Below are 19,295 nucleotides of genomic sequence, written 5' to 3' on the forward strand. Positions count from 1 at the left end.
TCCTCGCGAAGCTTTCTGGCCGCGAGGCGTAGCACCCTGCCAAGGCGCGTCAATGGGTCGCTCAGCCCGCCGGCGCCGTATAGCGGCCCACCCAATCCAGGATTTCCTGCTGCCAGTCGACCCAGGTGCGGGGCTTCAGCACCCAGTGGTTCTCGTCCGGCACATGGACGAAGCGGCTGGGCACGCCCTGACGCTGAAGCGCCGAGAAGGTCGCCAGCCCCTGCTCCATCGGCACGCGGAAGTCCTTGGAGCCATGCAGCACCAGCATCGGCTTGTTCCAGTCGCCGGCGTAGGTCTCAGGGTTGAAGGCGTCATAGACGGCCTTGCGCTCCCAGCTCGGTCCGCCGAACTCCCAGATGAAGTTGCCGATATCCATGGCGTTCATCAGCTGCGGAACGTCGAACACCCCGGCGTGGTTGACCAGGCAGCGCCACGGCCCGTTCCACTTGCCGGCGATCATATTGACCATATAGCCGCCGTAGGAGGCGCCCAGCGCACAGGCCCGGTCGCCGTCGATCCACGGATTGTTCGACAGCGCCGCCGCCCAGCCCTTCTGCAGATCCTCCAGCGGCCGGTCGCCCCAGTGATCGTTGATCGCGTCGGTGAAGGCCTGGCCGTAACCGGGCGAGCCGTGGAAGTTGACCATCACCACCGCATAGCCCGCCGCCGTATAGACCTGCGGGTTCCAGCGGTAGGACCAGTTCTCGGTCCAGGGCGATTTCGGGCCGCCGTGGATCAGATAGACCGCCGGATAGCGCCGCCCCTCGACCGCGCCCGCCGGCTTGAACACCCAGCCCTGCACCGGCTCATTGTTCCAACCGGCGAAGGTGAAGGCCTCGCCTTTCGGCAGGTCCAGCTGCGCCAGCACCTCGGCGTTCTGGCGGCTGATCTGGCGGGGTTCGCCGCGCGTCTGAACAAAGATCTGGGTCGGGGCGACGAAGCTTTCGTGGGCGTAGGCCAGGACCCCGGCCTTCTCCTCATAGGCGCCGACCGTGCCGTTGCCGGTCAGGGGCGTAATCCGGCCGGTGCGGGCGTCGACCGAGAACAGCCGGTTCTGGCCCTCGTCCGCCGCCGAGACCAGCAGCGACCGGCCGTCGGTGCGCCATTGCAGGCCGCCCGCGCCGCGATCCCAGTCGGTCAGCTTCCTCGCGCCGGAGCCGTCGGCGTCAGCCACCCAGACCGCCGCCTGATCCCCGCCGACGTTTTCGCGCGGCGCCGACAGCCAGGCCAGCTGGCGACCGTTCGAAGAGAAGACCGGATTGCCGTCCGATCCCTTGTTGCCTTCCGTCAGATTGACCGGCGCGCCGCCGTCGAGGCTGACGCGGAAGACGTCGCTGTTGCTGGTGAAGGCCTCGCCCGCCCCTTGCGTCTGGGTTCCGTAGACCAGGGTCCGGCCGTCCGGAGAAATGTCGAAGCTGGAATCGCCGGCCGAGACATCGGCATCCAGGCCCGCCATCAGATCGCGCGGTTCGCCGCCACTCAAACCCGACCCGTTCAGCGGCTGGACGAACAGATGGGTGCGGCGCGTATCGACCCAGTGGTCGAAGTCGCGCAGCGGCAGACGGTCATAGGTCTGGAGCGTCGACTTGCCTCGGGCGTCCAGCCGGGTCTTGGTGCAGGCCAGGGTGTCGCAATCGACGAAGACCGAGACGGCCAGGACCAACGACTTGCCGTCCGGCGCGATGCGGAAGCCCGACACGTCGAAAGGCAGGGTCGTCACCTGGGCCGCCGCCATGCCGGCCGCATCCGTGCGCCAGACCTGGTTCGATCCGCCCCGCGACGACAGGAAATAGATCGCACCGCCGTCCGGCGCCCAGCGCGCGCCCGAGGCGCCGCCTTCGGAAATCGCCAGCCGACGCGGCTCGCCGCCCGACACGTCCGCCAGCCACAGGCCGTTGACGCCCTTGTTGCCGTCCCAGTCGGTGGTGCGCACGGCGTAGAGGATTTGGCGGCCGTCCGGCGAGACGCGCGGCTCGCTGACCCGCTCCATCATCGCCAGATCTTTCAGCGACAGGCCGCGCGATGCGGGCGCTTGGGCGGCGGGGGCGGCGGCCGGCGCGGACGAGGCCTGCTGCGCCAGGCTGGGCGCCGCGGCCAGGATCAGGCTTCCAAAGGCGACCGCCGCCATCCAGCGTGAACGCGTCATGTCTTCATTCCCCACAGCTTTTCTCCAGTGATAGGGGCCGCCCGCCCGATCGCCAAGCGTCTAGGACGCCGCGCATCTTGCCCCCTCCGACCGAACCGGCGACAAGCGATCTTTCATGACCGCCGCCACCCTTCCTGCCCGCCGTCAGCCCCACATCGTCGATGTGCTGATCGCCGAACGCGCGCCGCGCCTGACCGCCTCGCCGTTGTGGCCGGTCGTGCGGCCGGCGCTTTACGGCGTGCTGGGCTATGGGGCGGCGGTGCGAATGGCCGACGCCATCCGCGACCTGTCGGGGACCGAGACCTTCGATTACGTCTCGGACCTGCTGAGGCTGAAGGTGACGACGACAAACCTGGACCGTCTGCCGGCGACCGGCCGCTGCGTCGTCGTCTGCAACCACCCCACCGGCATCGCCGACGGGGTCGCCGTGTTCGACGCGATCAAACAACGACGCACAGACATGATCTTTTTCGCCAACGCCGACGCCATCCGCGTCTCGCCCCGGCTGAACGAGACCATCATCCCCGTCGAATGGGTCCACGACAAACGCACCCGCGAGAAGACCCGCGCCACCCTGAACGCCGCCAAGGAAGCGTTCGAGGCCGAACGCTGCGTCGTCATGTTCCCCGCCGGCCGTCTGGCGCGCGAGAAGAACGGCGTCCTGACCGATCCCGAATGGGCCCCGACCGCCGCCTCGATGGCGCGCAAGTATGACGCGCCGGTCGTACCCATTCACGTCACCGGCCCGTACAGCCGGCTGTTTCACCTGTTCGACAAGGTCTCGCAGGAGCTGCGCGACGTGACCCTGTTCCACGAGTTGCTGAACAAGGAAGGCAAGCCGTTCGGCGTCGATGTCGGCTTGCCCATTCCGTCCGAGCGGCTGGACGTGGACGCGGCCAAGGCCACCGAGGCGCTGAAAACCTTCACCGAACGCACCCTGGCCGCCGATCGTGACGCGGTGTTCCCATGAAGATCGAACTGCCCGACGCCGAGGCCACCACCGCCCTGGGCCAGGCCATCGCCCCCCTGCTGGCGGCGGGCGACAGTCTGCTGCTCTACGGTCCGCTGGGCATGGGCAAGTCGACCCTGGCGCGCGGCCTGATCCGCGCCCTGACCACGCCGGACGAGGACGTGCCCAGCCCGACCTTCACCCTGGTTCAGTTCTACGAAAGCGACCCGCCCGTCGCCCATTTCGACCTCTATCGCCTGACCCGGCCGGAAGAGGCGTTCGAGATCGGCTTGGACGAGGCGCTGGACGAGGGATGCGCCGTCATCGAATGGCCCGAGCGTCTTGGCGACGATCCCGGCCGGTTTCTGGGGCCGGACCAGCTCATCATTCATCTGTCCGAGATCACGCTCGACGCGGCCTCGGAACGCCCTCAAGCAGACGGGCTCCGCGAGCCCGTCGATAGGGCTCTGCAAGGAAGGCTTGCGACCGTTTCCGGCGTAGGCCGATGGGAGACGGGGCTGAAGGATCTGCATGTCTGACCGCGAAACCCTCCGTCTCGACTTCCTGAAGGCCGCCGGCCTGGCCGACGCCGTGCGCGCCCCCCTGCCCGGCGACGCCTCGACGCGGCGGTATGAGCGGCTGACGCCGACGACCGGCCCAACCCTGATGCTGATGGATCAGGCGCCCGCCGCCGAAAGCCGGCCGTGCGATCCGCGCTGGACGCCCGAGCAGCGTCACGCCGCCGGCTGGAACGCCGTCGCCCGCCTGTCCGCCGGCCGGATCGAGGCCTTCGCCGCCGTCGCCGCCCATCTGAAGTCCCTTGGCCTGTCCGCCCCTGAGATCCCGGCCCTGGACGCCGCCAACGGCCTGGCCGTGCTTGAGGATTTCGGCGACGACCTGTTCGCCCGCGTGATCGCGGACGGCGCCGACGAGACGCCGCTTTATCTGGCCGCCATCGAGGCCCTGGCCGTTCTGCACGACGCCGGGACGCCGCCCGAGACCCTGCACGGCCCCGGCGGCGACTGGCCGCTGCTGACGTATGACGAGACGGCGCTTCAAGGCGGGGCCGATCTGTTCGTCGAATGGTTGCCGAAGCTCGACGATCGGGTCCGCTTCGACGCCGCCGCCATCGCCGACTGGCGCACCGCCTGGGCGCCGATCGTCGCCTCGGGCGCGGCCGGGGCGTCGGTCATGGCCCACCGCGACTATCACGCGGAAAACCTGATCTGGCTGCCCCAGCGCGACGGCGCCGCCCGCGTCGGCATGATCGACTTCCAGGACGCCGTGCGCGCCCACCCGAGCTGGGACCTGCACTCGCTGTTGCAAGATGCCCGCCGCGACGTCTCCCCCACGCTGGAAGCGCAAGCGCTGGATCATTATTTCGACCTGCGTCCCAGCGTGGATCGCGCGGCCTTCATGGCCGACTATGCGGGTCTGGCGGCGCTGAACGAGACGCGCATCATCGGCATCTTCGCCCGGTTGATCGCACGCGACGGCAAGCCCCGTTACCGCCAGTTCCTGCCGCGCATGTGGCGGCACCTGAACGCCAATCTGAACCAGCCGGCCCTGGCGCCCGTCGCCCGCTGGTTCGACCGCCACGTCCCTGCCGAGGTGCGCGCATGACCGCCCCCAAGACGGCTCCCAAGACCGCAATGGTGCTCGCCGCCGGCCTGGGCACCCGAATGCGCCCCCTGACCGACGACCGGCCCAAGGCCCTGGTCGAGGTGCAGGGCCGCGCCCTGATCGACCATGTGCTGGACCGGCTGGCCGAGGCCGGGGTCGAGAAGGCGGTGGTCAACGTCCACTGGTTCGCCGACCGGCTGGAAGGCCATCTGACCGCGCGCGGACGCCGGCCGCAGATCGTCATTTCCGACGAACGCGCCGAACTGCTGGAGACCGGCGGCGGGCTGAAGAAGGCCCGCGCCCTGCTGGGCGACGATCCCGTCTTCGTCGCCAATATCGACAGCGTCTGGATCGATCACGGCGATGCGCTTGCCGACATCGTCCGCCTGTGGAATCCCGAGACAATGGACGCCGCCCTGCTGCTGGCCCGCCGCGAAGGCTCCATCGGCTTTGAGGGCGACGGCGATTTCTTCATGGCCGACGACGGGACGCTGACGTTCCGTGGCGACGCCCCCTCCGCGCCGTTCGCCTATATGGGCGTCCACATCACCCGGCCCGGCTATGCCGATCACGGCCCCGACGGGCCCTTCTCCCTCAGCCCCCTTTGGCGCAAGTCCGCCGCCGAGGGCCGTCTGTTCGGCTGCGTCCTGGACGGCGACTGGATGCACGTCGGCGACCCGCAGGCGCGCGATGACGCCGAGGCGAAACTGGCGGGAGACGCGTGAGCGCCTTCGATCCCTTCTTTGGCGACACGCCGCGCTGGTACGCCATCCCTGCGCACCGGCCGTTCCTTGAGGACCTGTCCGCCGGGGTGCTGGCCTGGCTGGGCGATCTGCCGCCCGAAACCCTGTCGGACGCCACCATCCTGTTGCCCAACCGCAGGGCCGCGCGCGCGTTCACCGGCGCCCTGTCCAAGCTGTCGCAGGGTCGCCCCATCCTGCTGCCCCAGGTGCGGCCGCTGGGTGATCTGGAGGAAGACGAGCCGCCCTTCACGCCCGGAGCCCTGGGTCTGGACCTGCCGCCCGCCATCCCCGCCCTGACGCGCCGTTTCGAGATGGCGCGGATGATCGTCGAACAGTTCGATGCGTCCCTGAGCCCGATGCGCGCGCTGGATCTGGCCGATGCGCTGGGCGGCTTCCTCAATTCCTGTCAACTGGAAGAGATTCAGAACCCCGAGCGGATCGCGACCCTGGTCGACGGCGAAATGGCCGAACACTGGGAACAGTCGGCCGAGTTCCTGGGTCTGGCGGTCGAGGCCTGGCCGAAGCGTCTGGCCGAGCTGGGTCTGGTCGATCCGGCCTGGCGCCGCGCGACCCTGCTGCGCCGCCTCGCTGAGTTGTGGGACCGCGAGCCGCCGCGCCAGCCCGTCATCGCCGCCGGTTCGACCGGCACGGTTCCCGCCGCCGGCGACGTGCTGAAGGCCGTGGCGCGGGCGCCGCTGGGCTGCGTCGTCCTGCCCGGCCTCGACCTGGATCTGGACGCCGGCGTCTGGGACCGGCTGGACGAACAACATCCGCAAAGCGCGATGAAGCGGCTGCTGGACCGCTGCGAGATCGCGCGCGAGAGCGTCCGCCCCTGGTTCCGGCCCGCCGTCTCCCCGGCCGTCGAGGCGCGCGGACTGGCGCGCCAGCGGCTCGTCAACGAGGCCCTGCGCCCCGCCGAGGCCACCGATGACTGGCGCCGCGCCATCCGCGACATCCGCTCGGCGGCCGCCGCGCGCAGTGAGGCGCGCGACCCCATCGCCGAAGGGCTGCAGGGCCTGTCACTGCTGAGCGTGCGCGCCGAGGAAGAGGCCGCCGCCGCCATCGCCCTGATGATGCGCGAGACGCTGGAGACACCCGGCAAGACCTGCGCCCTGGTCACGCCGGATCAGGCCCTGGGTCGCCGCGTCGCCGCCCGGTTGGAACGCTGGGGCGTCATCTCAGATTCGTCCGCCGGCGCCCCCCTGTCGCGCCTGCCCGCCGGCGCCCTGGTCGATCTGTGTGCGCGCTGGATCGCCGATCCGGTCCAGCCGCATCTGCTGCTCGCTGTGGTCAAACATCCGCTGGTCCGGTTCGACCTGGGCGACGCCTCTCAAGCGGCAGCCGTCGCCGCGCTGGAAGAACACGCCCTGCGCGGCCCCCGCCCGCGCGACTTCGCCGCCATCCATCGCCGCCTGCTGGAGGCGGTTCAGCCCGACCGGCGCGGCAAGGCCCCGCCCGAGTGGAAACAGGCCCGGCTGTCGGCCGCGACCCGCCTGGTCGATCAGCTTCAGGCCGCCATCGAGACCGCGACTGCCGCCTTCACGCCCGGCGCGGATCTGAACGTCGCCGCCTCGGTCCTGACCCGGCTGATCGAAACCCTGGCCGGCCAGAACGCCTGGGCCGGTCCCGACGGCGAGGCCGCCGCCGCCCTGTTGTCCGGCCTGATCGAGGGCGGGGCGTCGCTCGGTCGTATCCGCCGCGCGGAACTGGCCGAACTGGTCACGTCCGTGGTTAAGGAAAACGTCGTGCGGACCGGCGGGGCGACCCATCCGTCGCTGCGCATTCTGGGGGCCATCGAGGCGCGCTTGGTCAGGGCGGACCGGATGATCCTGGCCGGGCTGGAGGAAGGCGTCTGGCCCCAGGCGGCGCCGACCGACCCCTTTCTGTCGCGCCCGATGCGAAAGGCGCTGGGTCTGCCGCCGCCCGAACGTCGCCTGGGCCAGACGGCGCAGGATTTCGTCCAGGCCGCATGCGCCGACGAGGTCATCCTGATCCACAGCGAGCGGCGCGGCGGCCAGCCCGCCGTCCGCTCGCGCTGGCTGTGGCGGCTGGAGATGCTGACGCGCGGGGCCGGCGTGGCCTTGCCGCGTCCCACGATCGTGCTGGACTGGGCCCGCGCCCTGGACGCGCCCCCGCCCGGCCCGCCCCGGTTCGCCAAACGACCGGAGCCGCGCCCGCCGGTGCATCGCCGTCCGCGCAGCCTGTATGTCACCCGCATCGAACGCTGGGTGCGCGATCCCTACGCCATCTACGCCCTGTGGGTGCTGGGGCTGGAGGCGATGAAGCGGCCCGGCGCGTCCGCCGAAGCGCTGGCTCGCGGCAACGCCGTCCACGCCGCCATCGAACGGCTGACGCTGGACTGGCCGAACGCCCTGCCTGACGACTGCGAGGCCATCCTGCACGACCATCTGCTGCGCGAACTGGGCGCGCGCGGGTTCGAGGACGCGGCCATGGCGCGCGAGGCGCCGCTGGCCCGCAACTGCGCCCGCTGGCTGACCGAGTTCGAGCGTCGACGTCGGGCGCGCGGCGTCGACATCCTGGTGGAACAGCAGGGGACGATGACCTTCGACGCCCCGGCCGGCCCCTTCACCGTCAAGGCCTTCGCCGACCGCATCGAACTGGCATCGGACGGCGCGGCGGTCCTGGACTTCAAGACCGGGGCGGCGCCGTCCGCCAAACAGGTCAAGTCCGGCTTCGCGCCGCAGCTGACCCTGACCGCCGCCATCCTGACCGACGGGGGGTTCAAGGACACCAACGGTCCGGTCACGCCCGACGAACTGACCTATGTCCGCGTGGTGGGGCGCAAGATGGCGGGCGAAGTCGTCACCCGCGCCTCGGGCCTCGAGGCCGCCGACCTGGCCCAGGCGGCGCTGGAAGGTCTGAAGCGCCGGGTCGCGCGTTTCGACGACGAGAACACGCCTTACGTTTCCTGGGCCGCGCCCCAGTTCATGGGCAATCAGGGCGGCAACTACGATCATCTGGCCCGCGTCTGGGAATGGTCGGTGATCGGCGACGGGGACGAAGAATGAGCATCGCCCCCCAGATCGTCGCCGCCGACCCGCGCCTGACCGTCTTCGTCACCGCCAACGCCGGTTCGGGCAAGACCACCACCCTGGTCAACCGGGTGGCGCGACTGCTGCTGGATCAGGTCGATCCCGGCGCCATCCTGTGCGTCACCTACACCAAGGCCGCCGCCGCCGAGATGCAGGCCCGGCTGTTCGACCAACTGGGCGGCTGGGCCGTGCTGGACGACGAAGAGCTGTCCAAAAAGGTCGCGAAACTGGACGACGGCGACCCAAAAACTCTCGACGGCCAAGCCCTTTCCCGCGCGCGCAAGCTGTTCGCCCGCGCGCTGGAAACGCCCGGCGGACTGAAGATTCAGACCATCCACGCCTTCTGCGAAAAACTGCTGCGCCGGTTCCCGCTGGAGGCTGGGGTCTCGCCCCGCTTCACCGTGCTGGAAGACCAGGCCGCGACCGCGCTCAGCCATGCCGCGCGCGAAGATCTGGCCCGCGCCGCCGTCGCCGATCCGGACGGCCCCATCGGCCAGGCCTACAGCCATTTCGCCGTCGAGCTGGACTGGCCGCGGTTCCAGGCCCTGCTGTCGATGATCGAGGCCAGACGCGCCGATCTGCTGGACTATATCGACCGGGCCGAGGCCGGGACTGCGCCCGATCCCTGGGCCCTAACCGGCGCCGAGCGTGACCGTAGCCCGGAGGATCTGGAGCGCGACTTCGTCGCCTTCATCGATCCCGGCGAGTGGAACCGCATGGCCGAGGCCATGGAAACCGGCTCGGCCAATGACAAGAAGATCGCCGACGCCATGAGCGTCGCCGCCCCGCCCTACGCCGGGTTCGCAGCCCTTGCCGGGGTCTTCTGCACCCAGGCGGGCGAACCGCGAAAGAGCATGGGCACAAAGTCGGGGCCGCAGGGGGCGGTCGGCTGGCTGCTGGACCTCCAGACCAAATTCCTCGCCACGCGCGAGGCCTTGCGCAAGGCCAAGGTCGCCGACGATACGGTCAAGGTCCTGACCCTGGCCCGCGCCCACGCCGCCTTTTACGAAGCGGCCAAGGCCCAGCGCGGGGCGCTGGACTTCCCCGACCTAGTCGCGCGCGCCGCCGCCCTGCTGACCCAAAGCGGCGCCGCCGCCTGGGTGCTGTACAAGCTGGACGGCGGGGTCGATCATGTTCTGATCGACGAGGCCCAGGATACCGCCCCCGAACAATGGGCCATCGTGCGCGCCCTGACCGGCGAGTTCTACTCCGGCGAAAAGTCCGGCCGCACCGTCTTCGCCGTCGGCGACGAGAAACAGTCGATCTATTCCTTCCAGGGCGCGCGACCCGAACGGCTGCGCCAGGAACGCGGCGCCTTCCTCGCTCTGGCCGAGGGCGCCGGCGAACCGTTCGCCGGGCCGGAACTGAACACCTCCTACCGTTCGACCGAAGAGGTGCTGGCCTTCGTCGACGCCGTCTTCGCCGACCCCGACCGCACTCGCGCCCTGACCGGCCCGCAGGGCGATATCGCTCGACACCTGCCCGCCCGCATCGGACAGCACGGCGCAATCGACCTGTGGCCCCTGTTCCTCGACGAGCCCGCGCCCGAAACCGACGCCTGGGACGATCCGGTCGATCAGGAAGGCGCCGGCAGCGCCAGGAAACGCCTGGCCCGCGACCTGGCCCGCGAGATCCGCCGCCAGGTCGAAAGCGGCGTCGCCGTCTTCGATCGCAGCACCCGCGACCTGCGCCCAGCCGGCTATGGCGACTACATCGTCCTGGTCCGCCGCCGCGACGCGACGTTCGAGGAGATCATCAGGGCGCTGAAGACCGAAGGGCTGCCCGTCGCCGGCGCGGACCGGCTGAAGCTGTCCAGCCATATCGTTTTCGACGACCTGATCTCGCTGGCACGTTTCGCCCTCTTCCCCGACGACGACCTGTCCCTGGCCGAGGTGCTGCGCAGCCCGCTGTGCGATGTGGACGAGGACGGCCTGTATGCGCTGGCCGGGCGCGAGAACCGCAAGGCCGGCCAGCTGTGGCGCGACCTGCGCGACCGGGCGCACGAACGCCCTGAATGGGCCCGCGCCCGTGATGCGTTGCAGGCCGCCATCGACGCGCGCGACGGCGATCCCTTCGCCTTCTTCTCTCAGGCCCTGAACCGGGTGGACGATACGGGGCGGTCGGGCCGCGCCCGCATCCTGGCCCGGCTGGGGCGCGAGGCCGAAGAAGCCATAGACGAGACCCTGAACCAGGCTCTGGCCGCTGAAAATCGTGGCGCGATCGATCTGGAAACCTGTCTGGCGCAGCTGGAGGCCGCCGACGTCGAGGTGAAGCGCGAACTGGAGGGCGCCCGCGGCGAGGTCCGCGTCATGACCGTCCACGGCGCCAAGGGTCTGGAGGCGCCCATCGTCATCCTGCCCGACACCACCATGAAGGCGAAGGCGCAAGGTCCGTCCCTGATGCCTGCGGTCACGCCGGAGGGCGAAGGGGAGGCCTGGCTGATGGCGCCCGGCTCGGCGAAGGACGACTGCCCGGCCTCGGCCGACGCCCGCGCCGCGCGCCAGGCCCGCACCGACGACGAGACCCTGCGCCTGCTCTATGTCGCCCTGACCCGCGCGCGCGACCGCGTCATCGTCATGGGCCGCGCCTCCAGCCGGGGCGCCGAGGCCGGCAGCTGGTGGTCGATCCTTGAGGAAACCTTCGACCGCCTGGGCGATCAGGTGCGCGAGGTCGAGAACGGCGTGCGTCGCTATGGCGTCGACCCCGAGCGTCGCCCGGTCGCCGCCGATGAAGTGCAGCCCGTCTCCGCCCTGCCCGCCTGGGCCGCCTCGCCGCCGCCGGCCGACGCCGCCGCCCGCTTCGCCTCGCCGTCGCGGATGGAGGGCCAGGTCCGCATACCCGCCCCCTCGCCCCTCGCCCGCAGCGCGGCCGGCGGCGCCGCGCTGGGCCGGTTCCGGCGCGGCGACCTGATCCACCGGCTGCTGGAACGCTTGCCCGAGATCGCGCCCGCCGACCGCCCCGACGCCGCCCGACGCCTGCTGGCCCGCGAGACCGATCTGGACGAGGCCCAGCGCGCCGAGATGATCGCCGCCGCCTTCTCCGTGCTGGACGACGCCCGCTTTGCCCCCGTCTTCGGTCCCGGCTCCCGCGCCGAAGTCGCCCTGACGGGGTCCGCGCCCGACCTGCCGCCCGGCGTCGCCATCAACGGCCGCATCGATCGGCTGGTGGTCACGCCGGAACGGGTTCTGGTCGTCGATTACAAGACCAACCGCCCTGCGCCAGACGCCGTCGAGGCGGTCGATCCCGCCTATGTGCTGCAGGCCGCCGTCTATGTCGCCGTGCTGAAGCGCCTCTATCCCGATCGCCCGGTCGAGGCCGCCCTGGTCTGGACCGACGGGCCCAAGCTGATGCCCATTCCCGAAACCCTGCTGGCGGCGGCGCTCGCGGGCAGTTGAATTGCCCGCGATTCGCTCCCACATCTGCGACCGAACCCGGACGCTCCGGCCAACATCAACCTGCGCTCAAGCAGCGAGGCGCCGCGCGCCGAGCGATAGCGCCCAAGGAGCCATTCATGGCGACAGTGAAAGTCACCGACGAAAGCTTTGACGCCGACGTCCTGAAATCCTCGACCCCGGTCCTGGTCGATTTCTGGGCCGAATGGTGCGGCCCCTGCAAACAGATCGGCCCGGCGTTGGAACAGATCGCCGACGAACTGGGCGGTCAGGTCACCGTGGCCAAGATCAACATCGACGACAGCCCCATTACCCCGTCCAAGCTGGGCGTGAAGGGCATTCCGACCCTGATGCTGTTCAAGGACGGCCAGATGGCTTCGATGAAGGTCGGCGCCATGCCCAAGGGCAAGATCGTCGAATGGCTGGCCGAGGCCGGCGTCAAGGCCTGAGCCTTTTCGACCCTGTCAGATCAAACGCCCGCCGGTCCGACCGGCGGGCGTTTTTCATGCTAGGATGGCGCCATGAGCGACGAAGACACCCCGAACCCGGCTGACGACATCCCCGGCGAGACCCCGGTCCAGAAGGCTCTGCGCCTGAAGACCGCCAAGCTGGATGCGCGCGCCAAGCTGCCGCGCGGCGGTCGCTTCCAGCGCGAACAGGCCGCCCGCATCGCCGCCGGCAAGTCCAAGCCCTGGATGACGCGCTAGATCGGCCAGGTCTCCTCGCTGGCGCCCAGGACCTCGCCGGCCAGATACAACGAGCCGCAGATGGCGACCCGGCCCGCTCCCAGGCGCAGCGCCAGGTCCAGCGCCTCGGAAACCGAACCCGCCGGGGTCGCCGCCAGCCCATGCCCGCGCGCCACGGCCGCCAGCGCCGTCGGCTCGGCTGCGGCCCCGTCGAAGCCGACGGTGAAGACGGTGGCGTGGCTGTCCTTCAGCGCGGCGAAGAACCCGCCCGCGTCCTTGTTTGACAGCATTCCGCAGATCAGCGCCAGGGGACGCGGCGCCCGCGCCTGACGCTCGGCCAGAAACGCCGCCAGCGCCCGCGCCGCATGGGGATTGTGCCCCCCGTCCAGCCATAGCTCCGCCTCCGCCGCCTTGGCCGCAGCGCCATAGGGGCCGCCCGAAATCCGTTGCAGCCGTGCGGGCCAGCGCACGCGTTTCAGCCCTTCGGCGATCGCGGCCTCGGGCAGGTCCAGTTCGACCGCCGCCGCCACGGCCAGGGCCGCATTGTCGATCTGGTGCGCGCCTGCCAGGGCCGGCGCCGGCAGGTCCATGAACAGTTCGGCCGTCTGGAACGCCAGACCGCCCCGCTCGGCCCAGGCGTCGAAGTCCACGCCCAGAACGGTCAGCCGCGCATGGACGTCCGTCGCCCGTCGTTCGATGGCGGCCATCGCTTCTTCCTTCTGGCGCGCGATCACGGCCGGCGCTCCAGCCTTCAGCACCCCTGCCTTTTCCGAGGCGATGGCGGCCAGATCCGTGCCCAGGAACTCCGCATGGTCGTAATCGACCGGCGCGATGACGCTGAGCAGCGGCCGTTCGATGACGTTTGTGGCGTCCAGCACCCCGCCCAGACCCACTTCGATGATGGCCAGATCGGCGGGCGTCTCGGACATGGCCAGGAAGGCGGCGGCGGTGGTGCTTTCGAACACCGTGGCCTCGCTGTCCGTCTCGGCCATGACCGCCTCGATCCGGTCCAGGATCGCGTTCAGATGGTCGTCCTCGATCAGCGTTCCGGCCAGCCGGATCCGTTCATTAAACCGCACCAGATGGGGCGAGGTGTAGGCGTGCACCTTCAACCCCGCCGCCTCGGCGATGGCGCGGATCAGCGCTACGGTCGATCCCTTGCCGTTGGTGCCCGCCACATGGATCACCGGCGGCAGCTTGTGCTGCGGATCGCCAAGGGCCGCGCACAGCACGCGCATTCTTTCCAACGAAAGGTCGATCCGCTGGGGGTGGCGCGCGCGTAATCGTTCGGAGACGGGATCCATCCGCCTCCTTTACCTCCTGATTTCGAGAACCGCGACATGACTTCCAGGCCGCAGATCAGAACCGCGGCGCGCCTCGTCCTCGCGGCCGTCTTCCTGGGCGCCGGCGTGCTGCATCTGATGGTCCCCGGCCCTTTCGTGCGGATCACGCCGGCGTGGGTTCCGCAGCCGGCCCTGGTCGTGGCCCTGACAGGGATCGCCGAACTGCTGGGCGCGGCGGGTCTGATGATCCCGCGCCTGCGCGTCGCCGCAGGCTGGGCGCTGGCCGCCTACGCCGTCTGCGTCTATCCGGCCAACATCCAGCATGCCGTGAACTTTATGACGTCGGGCGCAGGGCTAGATTGGGCCTATCACGGCCCGCGCCTGCTGTTTCAGCCGGTCATCGTCTGGTGGTGCCTGTGGGCCTCGACCGCGATCGACTGGCCCTTCAGACGGTCTCAGGCGGCGGCGCGCGTGCCGCCCATCAGCATGGACAGGATTTGACCCAAGGTGCGCGGCAGGTCGGCGCGGGTCACGACCCGGTCCACCATGCCCTTGTCCTGCAGATATTCGGCGCGCTGGAAGCCGGGCGGCAGTTTCTCGCGGATGGTCGCCTCGATCACGCGCGGTCCAGCGAAGCCGATCAGGGCGCCGGGCTCGGCCAGATGCACATCGCCCAGCATGGCGTAGGAGGCCGTCACCCCGCCCGTCGTCGGATCCGTCAGGACCACGGCGTAAGGCAGTCTGGCGTCCTTCAGCTCTTCGATGGCCAAGGTGGTGCGCGCCATCTGCATCAGCGACAGGGCGCCCTCCTGCATCCGCGCGCCGCCGGCGGCGGTGAAACAGACCAGCGGAACCTTGCGGCTCACCGCTTCGCGCGCCGCCTTGATGAAGGCTTCGCCCGCCGCCATGCCCAGCGACCCGCCCATGAAGGTGAAGTCCTGAACGATCACGACCGCGTCCTGACCGCCGACCGAACCATAGCCGATGGCCATGGTGTCCTTTCGGCCCGCGGCCTTGCGCGCGGCGTTCAGGCGATCCTTGTAGGATTTGCCGTCCGAGAATTTCAGAGGATCTTCCGGCACGTCCGGCGTGTCGATGGACTGGAAGACACCCCCGTCGAAGGTGGCCTTCAAGCGCGTCGGCGCGTCGATGCGCATATGCCGGCCCGACGGCGTCACCCAAAGGGCGGCCTCCAGGTCCGAGCGATACAGCATCTCGCCGCTGTCGGGATCCTTGACCCAGAGATTGTCCGGGGTGTCGCGCCGCGACACGATCTTGCGCACGCCGGGCGCAAAGCGGCTCAGCCAGCCGCCGCGCTTTTCCTGAGGCTTGGTCTTGTCGTTCATCCGCGCGCTCTTAGACGGTTTCCGCCACGGAAGCACTAGCGGCGACGGATCGAACCGCATCGCCCAGCGTCTTCACCCGAGCCAGAACGCGCGGCGCGACGGGTGCGTTCGCCTCCAGCGCCGCCGCCACCTCGTCCACCAGGGCCGAGCCCACGACCACCGCATCGGCGACGCGGGCGATCTCGGCGGCCCGTTCCGGCGTCTTGACCCCGAAGCCGACCGCGACCGGCAGGCCCGAGGCCTTGCGCACTCGCTCGACGGCCGGCGCCACCACGTCGGCGTTCGCTTCCTTGACGCCCGTCACACCCGCGACGGCGACGTAATAGACGAAGCCCGAGGTGCCCTGGACCACGATCTTCAGCCGCTCGTCGTCCGAGGTCGGCGTCGCCAGGCGGATCAGCGAGATCGAAACCTTGTCCAGCGCCTCGATCAGCGGCCCGGCCTCTTCCGGCGGGCAGTCCACCACGATCAGACCGTCGATGCCGCAGTCGGCGGCATAGGCGGCGAAGGCGTCATAGCCCAGGCTCTCGATCGGGTTCAGATAACCCATCAGCACGATGGGCGTGGCGTCGTCGCCCTGACGGAATTCCCTGGCCAGATCCATCGTCGAGCGAAGGCCGAAACCCGCCGCCATGCCCCGGATCGCCGCCCTCTGGATCGGCGGCCCCTCGGCCATCGGATCGCTGAACGGAAAGCCCAGTTCGATGATGTCGGCGCCCGCAGCCGGCAGGCCGTTCAGGATCGCCAACGCCTCTTCACGCGACGGATCGCCGCCCATCACATAGGGAATGAAGGCCGCACGGCCCTCGGCCTTCAGCGCCTTGAAGCGCGCATCGATACGGGCGGTGGTCATTGTTGCGGCGATCCGGCGGCGGCAGGCGGTGTCGCGGCCGCAGCAGCGGCGCACACGTCGCCCGGAATGGTGGCGAAGCCCAGATAGCCGGGCAGTTCGGCGACGGCGGTCTTGGTGGTGTCGTAGAAGGCGACCATCTGCATGCCGTCGCAGCCGCCGGCCTCGCGGCGCTTGATGAAGACGACGCGGTTGTCGTCGCCGCCGGCGGCCAGCCAGTTCTTGGTTTCCAGATCGGCGATATAGGCGTCGGCCAGGGCGCCGATCTGGCCCAGCTGTGCGGTCACGCACCAGGCCCGTCCCGTCAGATTGTTCAGTCCCCCGCAATCGGGTGACAACTCGGCGCCGGGCAGCAGCCCGACGTCGGCCGGACCGCCCTGCTGCGCCGACTGCGGCGCGACGGAGGCCGGCGTCCGGCTAGAAGTCTGGGCCTGCGCAACGGCGGCGGACAGGCTCAGGACGGCGGTCGCCGCAAGAAGGGTACGGATCACAGGTTCACTCCCAGATGTTTGGCGACCTGGAAGATGTCCTTGTCGCCGCGCCCCGACATCAGCAAAACGACGTCGCCGCCCTTGCCGACTTCGCGCGCCACTTCGCCCGTCCGCGCCAGGGCGTGGGCGGGCTCCAGCGCCGGAATGATGCCTTCCAGCTTCGAGCACAGCTGGAAGGCTTCCAGCGCCTCATTGTCCGTCGCCGAGCGATATTCGGCCCGGCCGATGTCGTGCAGCCAGGCGTGTTCCGGCCCGATGCCGGGATAGTCCAGCCCGGCCGAGATCGAGTGCCCCTCGACGATGTTGCCGTCCTCGTCCTGAAGCAAGTACGTCCGGTTGCCGTGCAGCACGCCAGATCGCCCGCCCTTCAGCGAGGCCGCGTGATCCGGCGTATCCAGACCATGGCCGGCGGCTTCTACGCCGATCAGCCGCACGCCCTCGTCCTCGATGAAGGGGTGGAAGGCGCCGATGGCGTTCGACCCGCCGCCGATGCAGGCGACCACCGCTTCGGGCAGCTTGCCCATCCGGGCCATCGACTGGCTCTTGATCTCCTTGCCGATCACCGACTGGAAATCGCGGACCATGGCTGGATAGGGGTGCGGACCCGCCGCCGTGCCGATGATGTAATAGGTGTCCGAGACATTGGTGACCCAGTCGCGCATCGCCTCATTCATCGCGTCCTTCAGCGTCGCGGCGCCGGCCGTGACCGAGAAGACTTCCGAACCCAGCAGACGCATGCGGAACACGTTCGGCTGCTGCCGCTCCACGTCCACCGCGCCCATATAGACGGTGCAGGGCAGGCCGAACCGCGCCGACACGGTCGCCGAGGCCACGCCGTGCTGCCCCGCGCCGGTCTCGGCGATGATGCGCGTCTTGCCCATGCGACGGGCCAGCAGGATCTGGCCCATGCAGTTGTTGATCTTGTGCGCGCCCGTATGGTTCAGGTCCTCGCGCTTCAGCCAGATGTTCGCCCCGCCGAAATGTTCGGTCAAGCGTTCGGCGAAATACAGCGGGCTCTCGCGACCGACGTAATGCTCCAGATAACCGTCCAGCTCGGCCTGGAAACTGGGGTCCGCCTTGGCCGCCTTGTAGGCCGCGTCGAGCTCATGGATCAGCGGCATCAGGGTCTCGGCCACAAACTGACCGCCATACGGACCGAAGCGACCCTGCGCGTCCGGCCAGGCATAGGCGTTCGACAGCGGCTGGGTGGAATCGGCGGCTTGAATGGAGGTTTGGGCGTTCACGGTTTCGACTTTCACGCGGAGAGGCGTCGCAATTACGACCGGCGCGCGTTTTGGATGAAGGCCGCGATCCGGTCGGCGTCCTTAACACCCGGCGCGCTTTCCACGCCAGAGGACACATCGACCATGGGCGCGCCCGTGATCCTCAGCGCCTCGGCCACATTATCCGGGTTCAGCCCCCCCGCCAGGAACCACGGATGGCGAAAGGCGCGGCCGGACAGCAGGGTCCAGTCGAAACTGTGCCCCACCCCGCCGGGCAGCGCCGACCCCTCCGGCGGCTTGGCGTCGAACATCAGATGATCGGCATGATCATCCCACGCATCGGCGGCCGCGAAGTCGTCCGCCTGGCGGATGGGCAAGGCTTTGATCACCCCCGCCCCCGTAAGCGCCCGCACCTGTTCTGCCCGCTGCGCCGTCTCAGACCCGTGCAACTGGATGAAGTCGGGCCTCAGCGTCCGGGCGATCTGTTGGAGCAGGGCGTGGTCGGGATCGACCGTCACCGCCACGATCTTGGCCCGCCCCCGCGCCCGCTCGAACAAAGCGGCGGCGGTTTGGGGATCCAGATGGCGCGGGCTTTTGGGGAACACCACCGCCCCAACGAAATCCGTCCCGCCCTCCAGGGCGACGTCCAGCGTGTCGGGCGTGGTCACTCCGCAGATCTTGATCTTGGTGGTCATCCCTCGACCTGCGCGTCCGATCCCGCAGGCGTCAAGAGCCTCAACCCACGCTCTCGGGCGCCGTGAAGATCGAGGCGACCTCGTCCGCCGTCGCGAGGCGCCACTGACCGGGCGCCAGATCGGCGGGTAGGACCAGCCCGCCCAGCCGTTCGCGATGCAGGGTCTCGACATGGTTGCCGGCTGCGGCGAACATCCGGCGCACCTGATGATAGCGGCCTTCCGTCACCGTCAGCAGGGCCTCGGTCGGCGACACCACGTCCAGCACCGCCGGCGCCAACGGCTTGTCCTCGCCCTCCAGCACCAGCTCGCCCGAAGCGAACAGCGCGCCTTCGGTTCCGGTCAACGGCCGCGCCAGACCCGCCCGATAAACCTTTGTCACATGGCGCTTGGGACTGATCACCCGGTGCAGAAGATCGCCGTCGTCGGTCAGCAGCAGCAGACCCGTCGTCTGCTTGTCCAGCCGTCCGATGGTCGAGATGGCGGGATCGCGCGCCCGCCAGCGCCCCGGCAGGATGTCATAGACCAGCGCCCCTTCTTCCTTGTGCGAACAGGTCATGCCCAGCGGCTTGTTCAGCAGGATCACCAACCCCTGCACCGGATCCAGCGGCTCGCCGTCGATCTCCATTCGGGTGGGCAGATCGGGCGTCACGGCGATGCGTTTGGACACGTCCGTCAGGTCCGCCCCGTCCAGCACGATGCCGCCCGCCTTGGCCATCCGCGCCATTTCGGCGCGTGATCCATAGCCCATCGAGCCCAGCAGACGATCGACCCTCGACGTCGGGACTTTCTTCATGCGTTACCGCCCTTCGAACTGC

At 69.6% G+C, this 19,295-nt stretch carries 17 protein-coding genes; 9 read left to right on the forward strand and 8 right to left on the reverse strand.

Features of this window, described 5'->3' with window-relative positions; all coding sequences use genetic code 11:
• Positions 1-61 precede the first annotated feature (61 nt).
• Complete coding sequence (locus HF680_RS12015; RefSeq protein WP_185225234.1) at positions 62-2,146, reverse strand: S9 family peptidase; 2,085 nt, start codon at positions 2,144-2,146, stop codon at positions 62-64.
• 115 nt (positions 2,147-2,261) lie between these two features.
• Here HF680_RS12015 and HF680_RS12020 point away from each other — a divergent pair, with 115 nt between their 5' ends.
• The 8 genes from HF680_RS12020 to HF680_RS12055 all read left to right on the forward strand — a co-directional run bounded on the left by HF680_RS12020 (position 2,262) and on the right by HF680_RS12055 (position 12,613).
• Complete coding sequence (locus HF680_RS12020; protein ID WP_039246026.1) at positions 2,262-3,116, forward strand: GNAT family N-acetyltransferase; 855 nt, start codon at positions 2,262-2,264, stop codon at positions 3,114-3,116.
• Positions 3,113-3,634, forward strand: coding sequence for a tRNA (adenosine(37)-N6)-threonylcarbamoyltransferase complex ATPase subunit type 1 TsaE (gene tsaE / locus HF680_RS12025; RefSeq protein WP_039246025.1), 522 nt, complete (start codon positions 3,113-3,115; stop codon positions 3,632-3,634). The genes HF680_RS12020 and tsaE overlap by 4 nt, the downstream gene beginning before the upstream one ends.
• Entirely contained in the window at positions 3,627-4,718 is a 1,092-nt protein-coding gene (amgK, locus tag HF680_RS12030; protein WP_185225235.1) for an N-acetylmuramate/N-acetylglucosamine kinase AmgK, read from the forward strand. Before tsaE ends, amgK begins: the two co-directional genes overlap by 8 nt.
• 29 nt (positions 4,719-4,747) lie before the next feature.
• Complete coding sequence (murU, locus tag HF680_RS12035) at positions 4,748-5,443, forward strand: N-acetylmuramate alpha-1-phosphate uridylyltransferase MurU (protein ID WP_185225300.1); 696 nt, start codon at positions 4,748-4,750, stop codon at positions 5,441-5,443.
• Complete coding sequence (addB, locus tag HF680_RS12040) at positions 5,440-8,490, forward strand: double-strand break repair protein AddB (RefSeq protein WP_185225236.1); 3,051 nt, start codon at positions 5,440-5,442, stop codon at positions 8,488-8,490. The genes murU and addB overlap by 4 nt, the downstream gene beginning before the upstream one ends.
• Positions 8,487-11,909, forward strand: coding sequence for a double-strand break repair helicase AddA (gene addA / locus HF680_RS12045; protein WP_185225237.1), 3,423 nt, complete (start codon positions 8,487-8,489; stop codon positions 11,907-11,909). Before addB ends, addA begins: the two co-directional genes overlap by 4 nt.
• A gap of 116 nt (positions 11,910-12,025) precedes the next feature.
• Positions 12,026-12,355: a thioredoxin gene (gene trxA, locus HF680_RS12050; RefSeq protein ID WP_045810610.1), complete on the forward strand. Its 330-nt coding sequence runs from the start codon at positions 12,026-12,028 to the stop codon at positions 12,353-12,355.
• Between the two features lie 72 nt (positions 12,356-12,427).
• Positions 12,428-12,613, forward strand: coding sequence for a hypothetical protein (locus HF680_RS12055; protein WP_185225238.1), 186 nt, complete (start codon positions 12,428-12,430; stop codon positions 12,611-12,613).
• Here the strand turns inward: HF680_RS12055 and HF680_RS12060 are convergent.
• Positions 12,610-13,896 carry a bifunctional folylpolyglutamate synthase/dihydrofolate synthase gene (locus tag HF680_RS12060; protein WP_185225239.1) on the reverse strand — a complete coding sequence of 429 codons (1,287 nt, stop codon included), beginning with the start codon at positions 13,894-13,896 and terminating at the stop codon, positions 12,610-12,612. The two genes, HF680_RS12055 and HF680_RS12060, sit on opposite strands and share 4 nt — an antisense overlap.
• Positions 13,897-13,932: 36 nt before the next feature.
• Between HF680_RS12060 and HF680_RS12065 the strand changes: the two genes are divergently transcribed.
• Positions 13,933-14,376, forward strand: a complete 444-nt coding sequence (locus HF680_RS12065) for a DoxX family protein (protein WP_185225240.1) — start codon at positions 13,933-13,935, stop codon at positions 14,374-14,376.
• On the opposite strand, the gene accD is transcribed toward HF680_RS12065, so the two are convergent.
• The 6 genes from accD to HF680_RS12095 all read right to left on the reverse strand — a co-directional run bounded on the left by accD (position 14,331) and on the right by HF680_RS12095 (position 19,273).
• Positions 14,331-15,221: an acetyl-CoA carboxylase, carboxyltransferase subunit beta gene (accD, locus tag HF680_RS12070; RefSeq protein WP_185225241.1), complete on the reverse strand. Its 891-nt coding sequence runs from the start codon at positions 15,219-15,221 to the stop codon at positions 14,331-14,333. The two genes, HF680_RS12065 and accD, sit on opposite strands and share 46 nt — an antisense overlap.
• A gap of 10 nt (positions 15,222-15,231) precedes the next feature.
• The gene (trpA, locus tag HF680_RS12075; RefSeq protein WP_185225242.1) at positions 15,232-16,074 is read right to left on the reverse strand and encodes a tryptophan synthase subunit alpha; all 843 of its coding nucleotides are present in this window, start codon (positions 16,072-16,074) and stop codon (positions 15,232-15,234) included.
• Positions 16,071-16,562, reverse strand: a complete 492-nt coding sequence (locus tag HF680_RS12080) for a hypothetical protein (RefSeq protein WP_185225243.1) — start codon at positions 16,560-16,562, stop codon at positions 16,071-16,073. Before HF680_RS12080 ends, trpA begins: the two co-directional genes overlap by 4 nt.
• The gene (gene trpB, locus HF680_RS12085; protein ID WP_168189973.1) at positions 16,559-17,761 is read right to left on the reverse strand and encodes a tryptophan synthase subunit beta; all 1,203 of its coding nucleotides are present in this window, start codon (positions 17,759-17,761) and stop codon (positions 16,559-16,561) included. The genes HF680_RS12080 and trpB overlap by 4 nt, the downstream gene beginning before the upstream one ends.
• A 77-nt stretch (positions 17,762-17,838) precedes the next feature.
• A complete protein-coding gene (locus HF680_RS12090) occupies positions 17,839-18,480 on the reverse strand; it encodes a phosphoribosylanthranilate isomerase (RefSeq protein ID WP_185225244.1) in 642 nt (213 codons plus the stop codon).
• Positions 18,481-18,520: 40 nt separating this feature from the next.
• On the reverse strand, positions 18,521-19,273 hold the full coding sequence (locus tag HF680_RS12095; RefSeq protein WP_185225245.1) for a pseudouridine synthase: 753 nt from the start codon (positions 19,271-19,273) through the stop codon (positions 18,521-18,523).
• Between the last annotated feature and the right edge of the window lie 22 nt (positions 19,274-19,295).

This window comes from Brevundimonas huaxiensis (genome assembly GCF_014218725.1).
GTDB lineage: Bacteria > Pseudomonadota > Alphaproteobacteria > Caulobacterales > Caulobacteraceae > Brevundimonas > Brevundimonas huaxiensis.

Coding starts and splice junctions, on each gene's coding strand:
- HF680_RS12065 (WP_185225240.1), top strand. CDS start 13,933: ATGACTTCCAGGCCGCAGATCAGAACCGCGGCGCGCCTCGTCCTCGCG.
- HF680_RS12020 (WP_039246026.1), top strand. CDS start 2,262: ATGACCGCCGCCACCCTTCCTGCCCGCCGTCAGCCCCACATCGTCGAT.
- murU (WP_185225300.1), top strand. CDS start 4,748: ATGGTGCTCGCCGCCGGCCTGGGCACCCGAATGCGCCCCCTGACCGAC.
- HF680_RS12055 (WP_185225238.1), top strand. CDS start 12,428: ATGAGCGACGAAGACACCCCGAACCCGGCTGACGACATCCCCGGCGAG.
- HF680_RS12090 (WP_185225244.1), bottom strand. CDS start 18,480: ATGACCACCAAGATCAAGATCTGCGGAGTGACCACGCCCGACACGCTG.
- accD (WP_185225241.1), bottom strand. CDS start 15,221: ATGAACGACAAGACCAAGCCTCAGGAAAAGCGCGGCGGCTGGCTGAGC.
- amgK (WP_185225235.1), top strand. CDS start 3,627: ATGTCTGACCGCGAAACCCTCCGTCTCGACTTCCTGAAGGCCGCCGGC.
- HF680_RS12015 (WP_185225234.1), bottom strand. CDS start 2,146: ATGACGCGTTCACGCTGGATGGCGGCGGTCGCCTTTGGAAGCCTGATC.
- tsaE (WP_039246025.1), top strand. CDS start 3,113: ATGAAGATCGAACTGCCCGACGCCGAGGCCACCACCGCCCTGGGCCAG.
- trpA (WP_185225242.1), bottom strand. CDS start 16,074: ATGACCACCGCCCGTATCGATGCGCGCTTCAAGGCGCTGAAGGCCGAG.
- addA (WP_185225237.1), top strand. CDS start 8,487: ATGAGCATCGCCCCCCAGATCGTCGCCGCCGACCCGCGCCTGACCGTC.
- HF680_RS12095 (WP_185225245.1), bottom strand. CDS start 19,273: ATGAAGAAAGTCCCGACGTCGAGGGTCGATCGTCTGCTGGGCTCGATG.
- HF680_RS12060 (WP_185225239.1), bottom strand. CDS start 13,896: ATGGATCCCGTCTCCGAACGATTACGCGCGCGCCACCCCCAGCGGATC.
- trxA (WP_045810610.1), top strand. CDS start 12,026: ATGGCGACAGTGAAAGTCACCGACGAAAGCTTTGACGCCGACGTCCTG.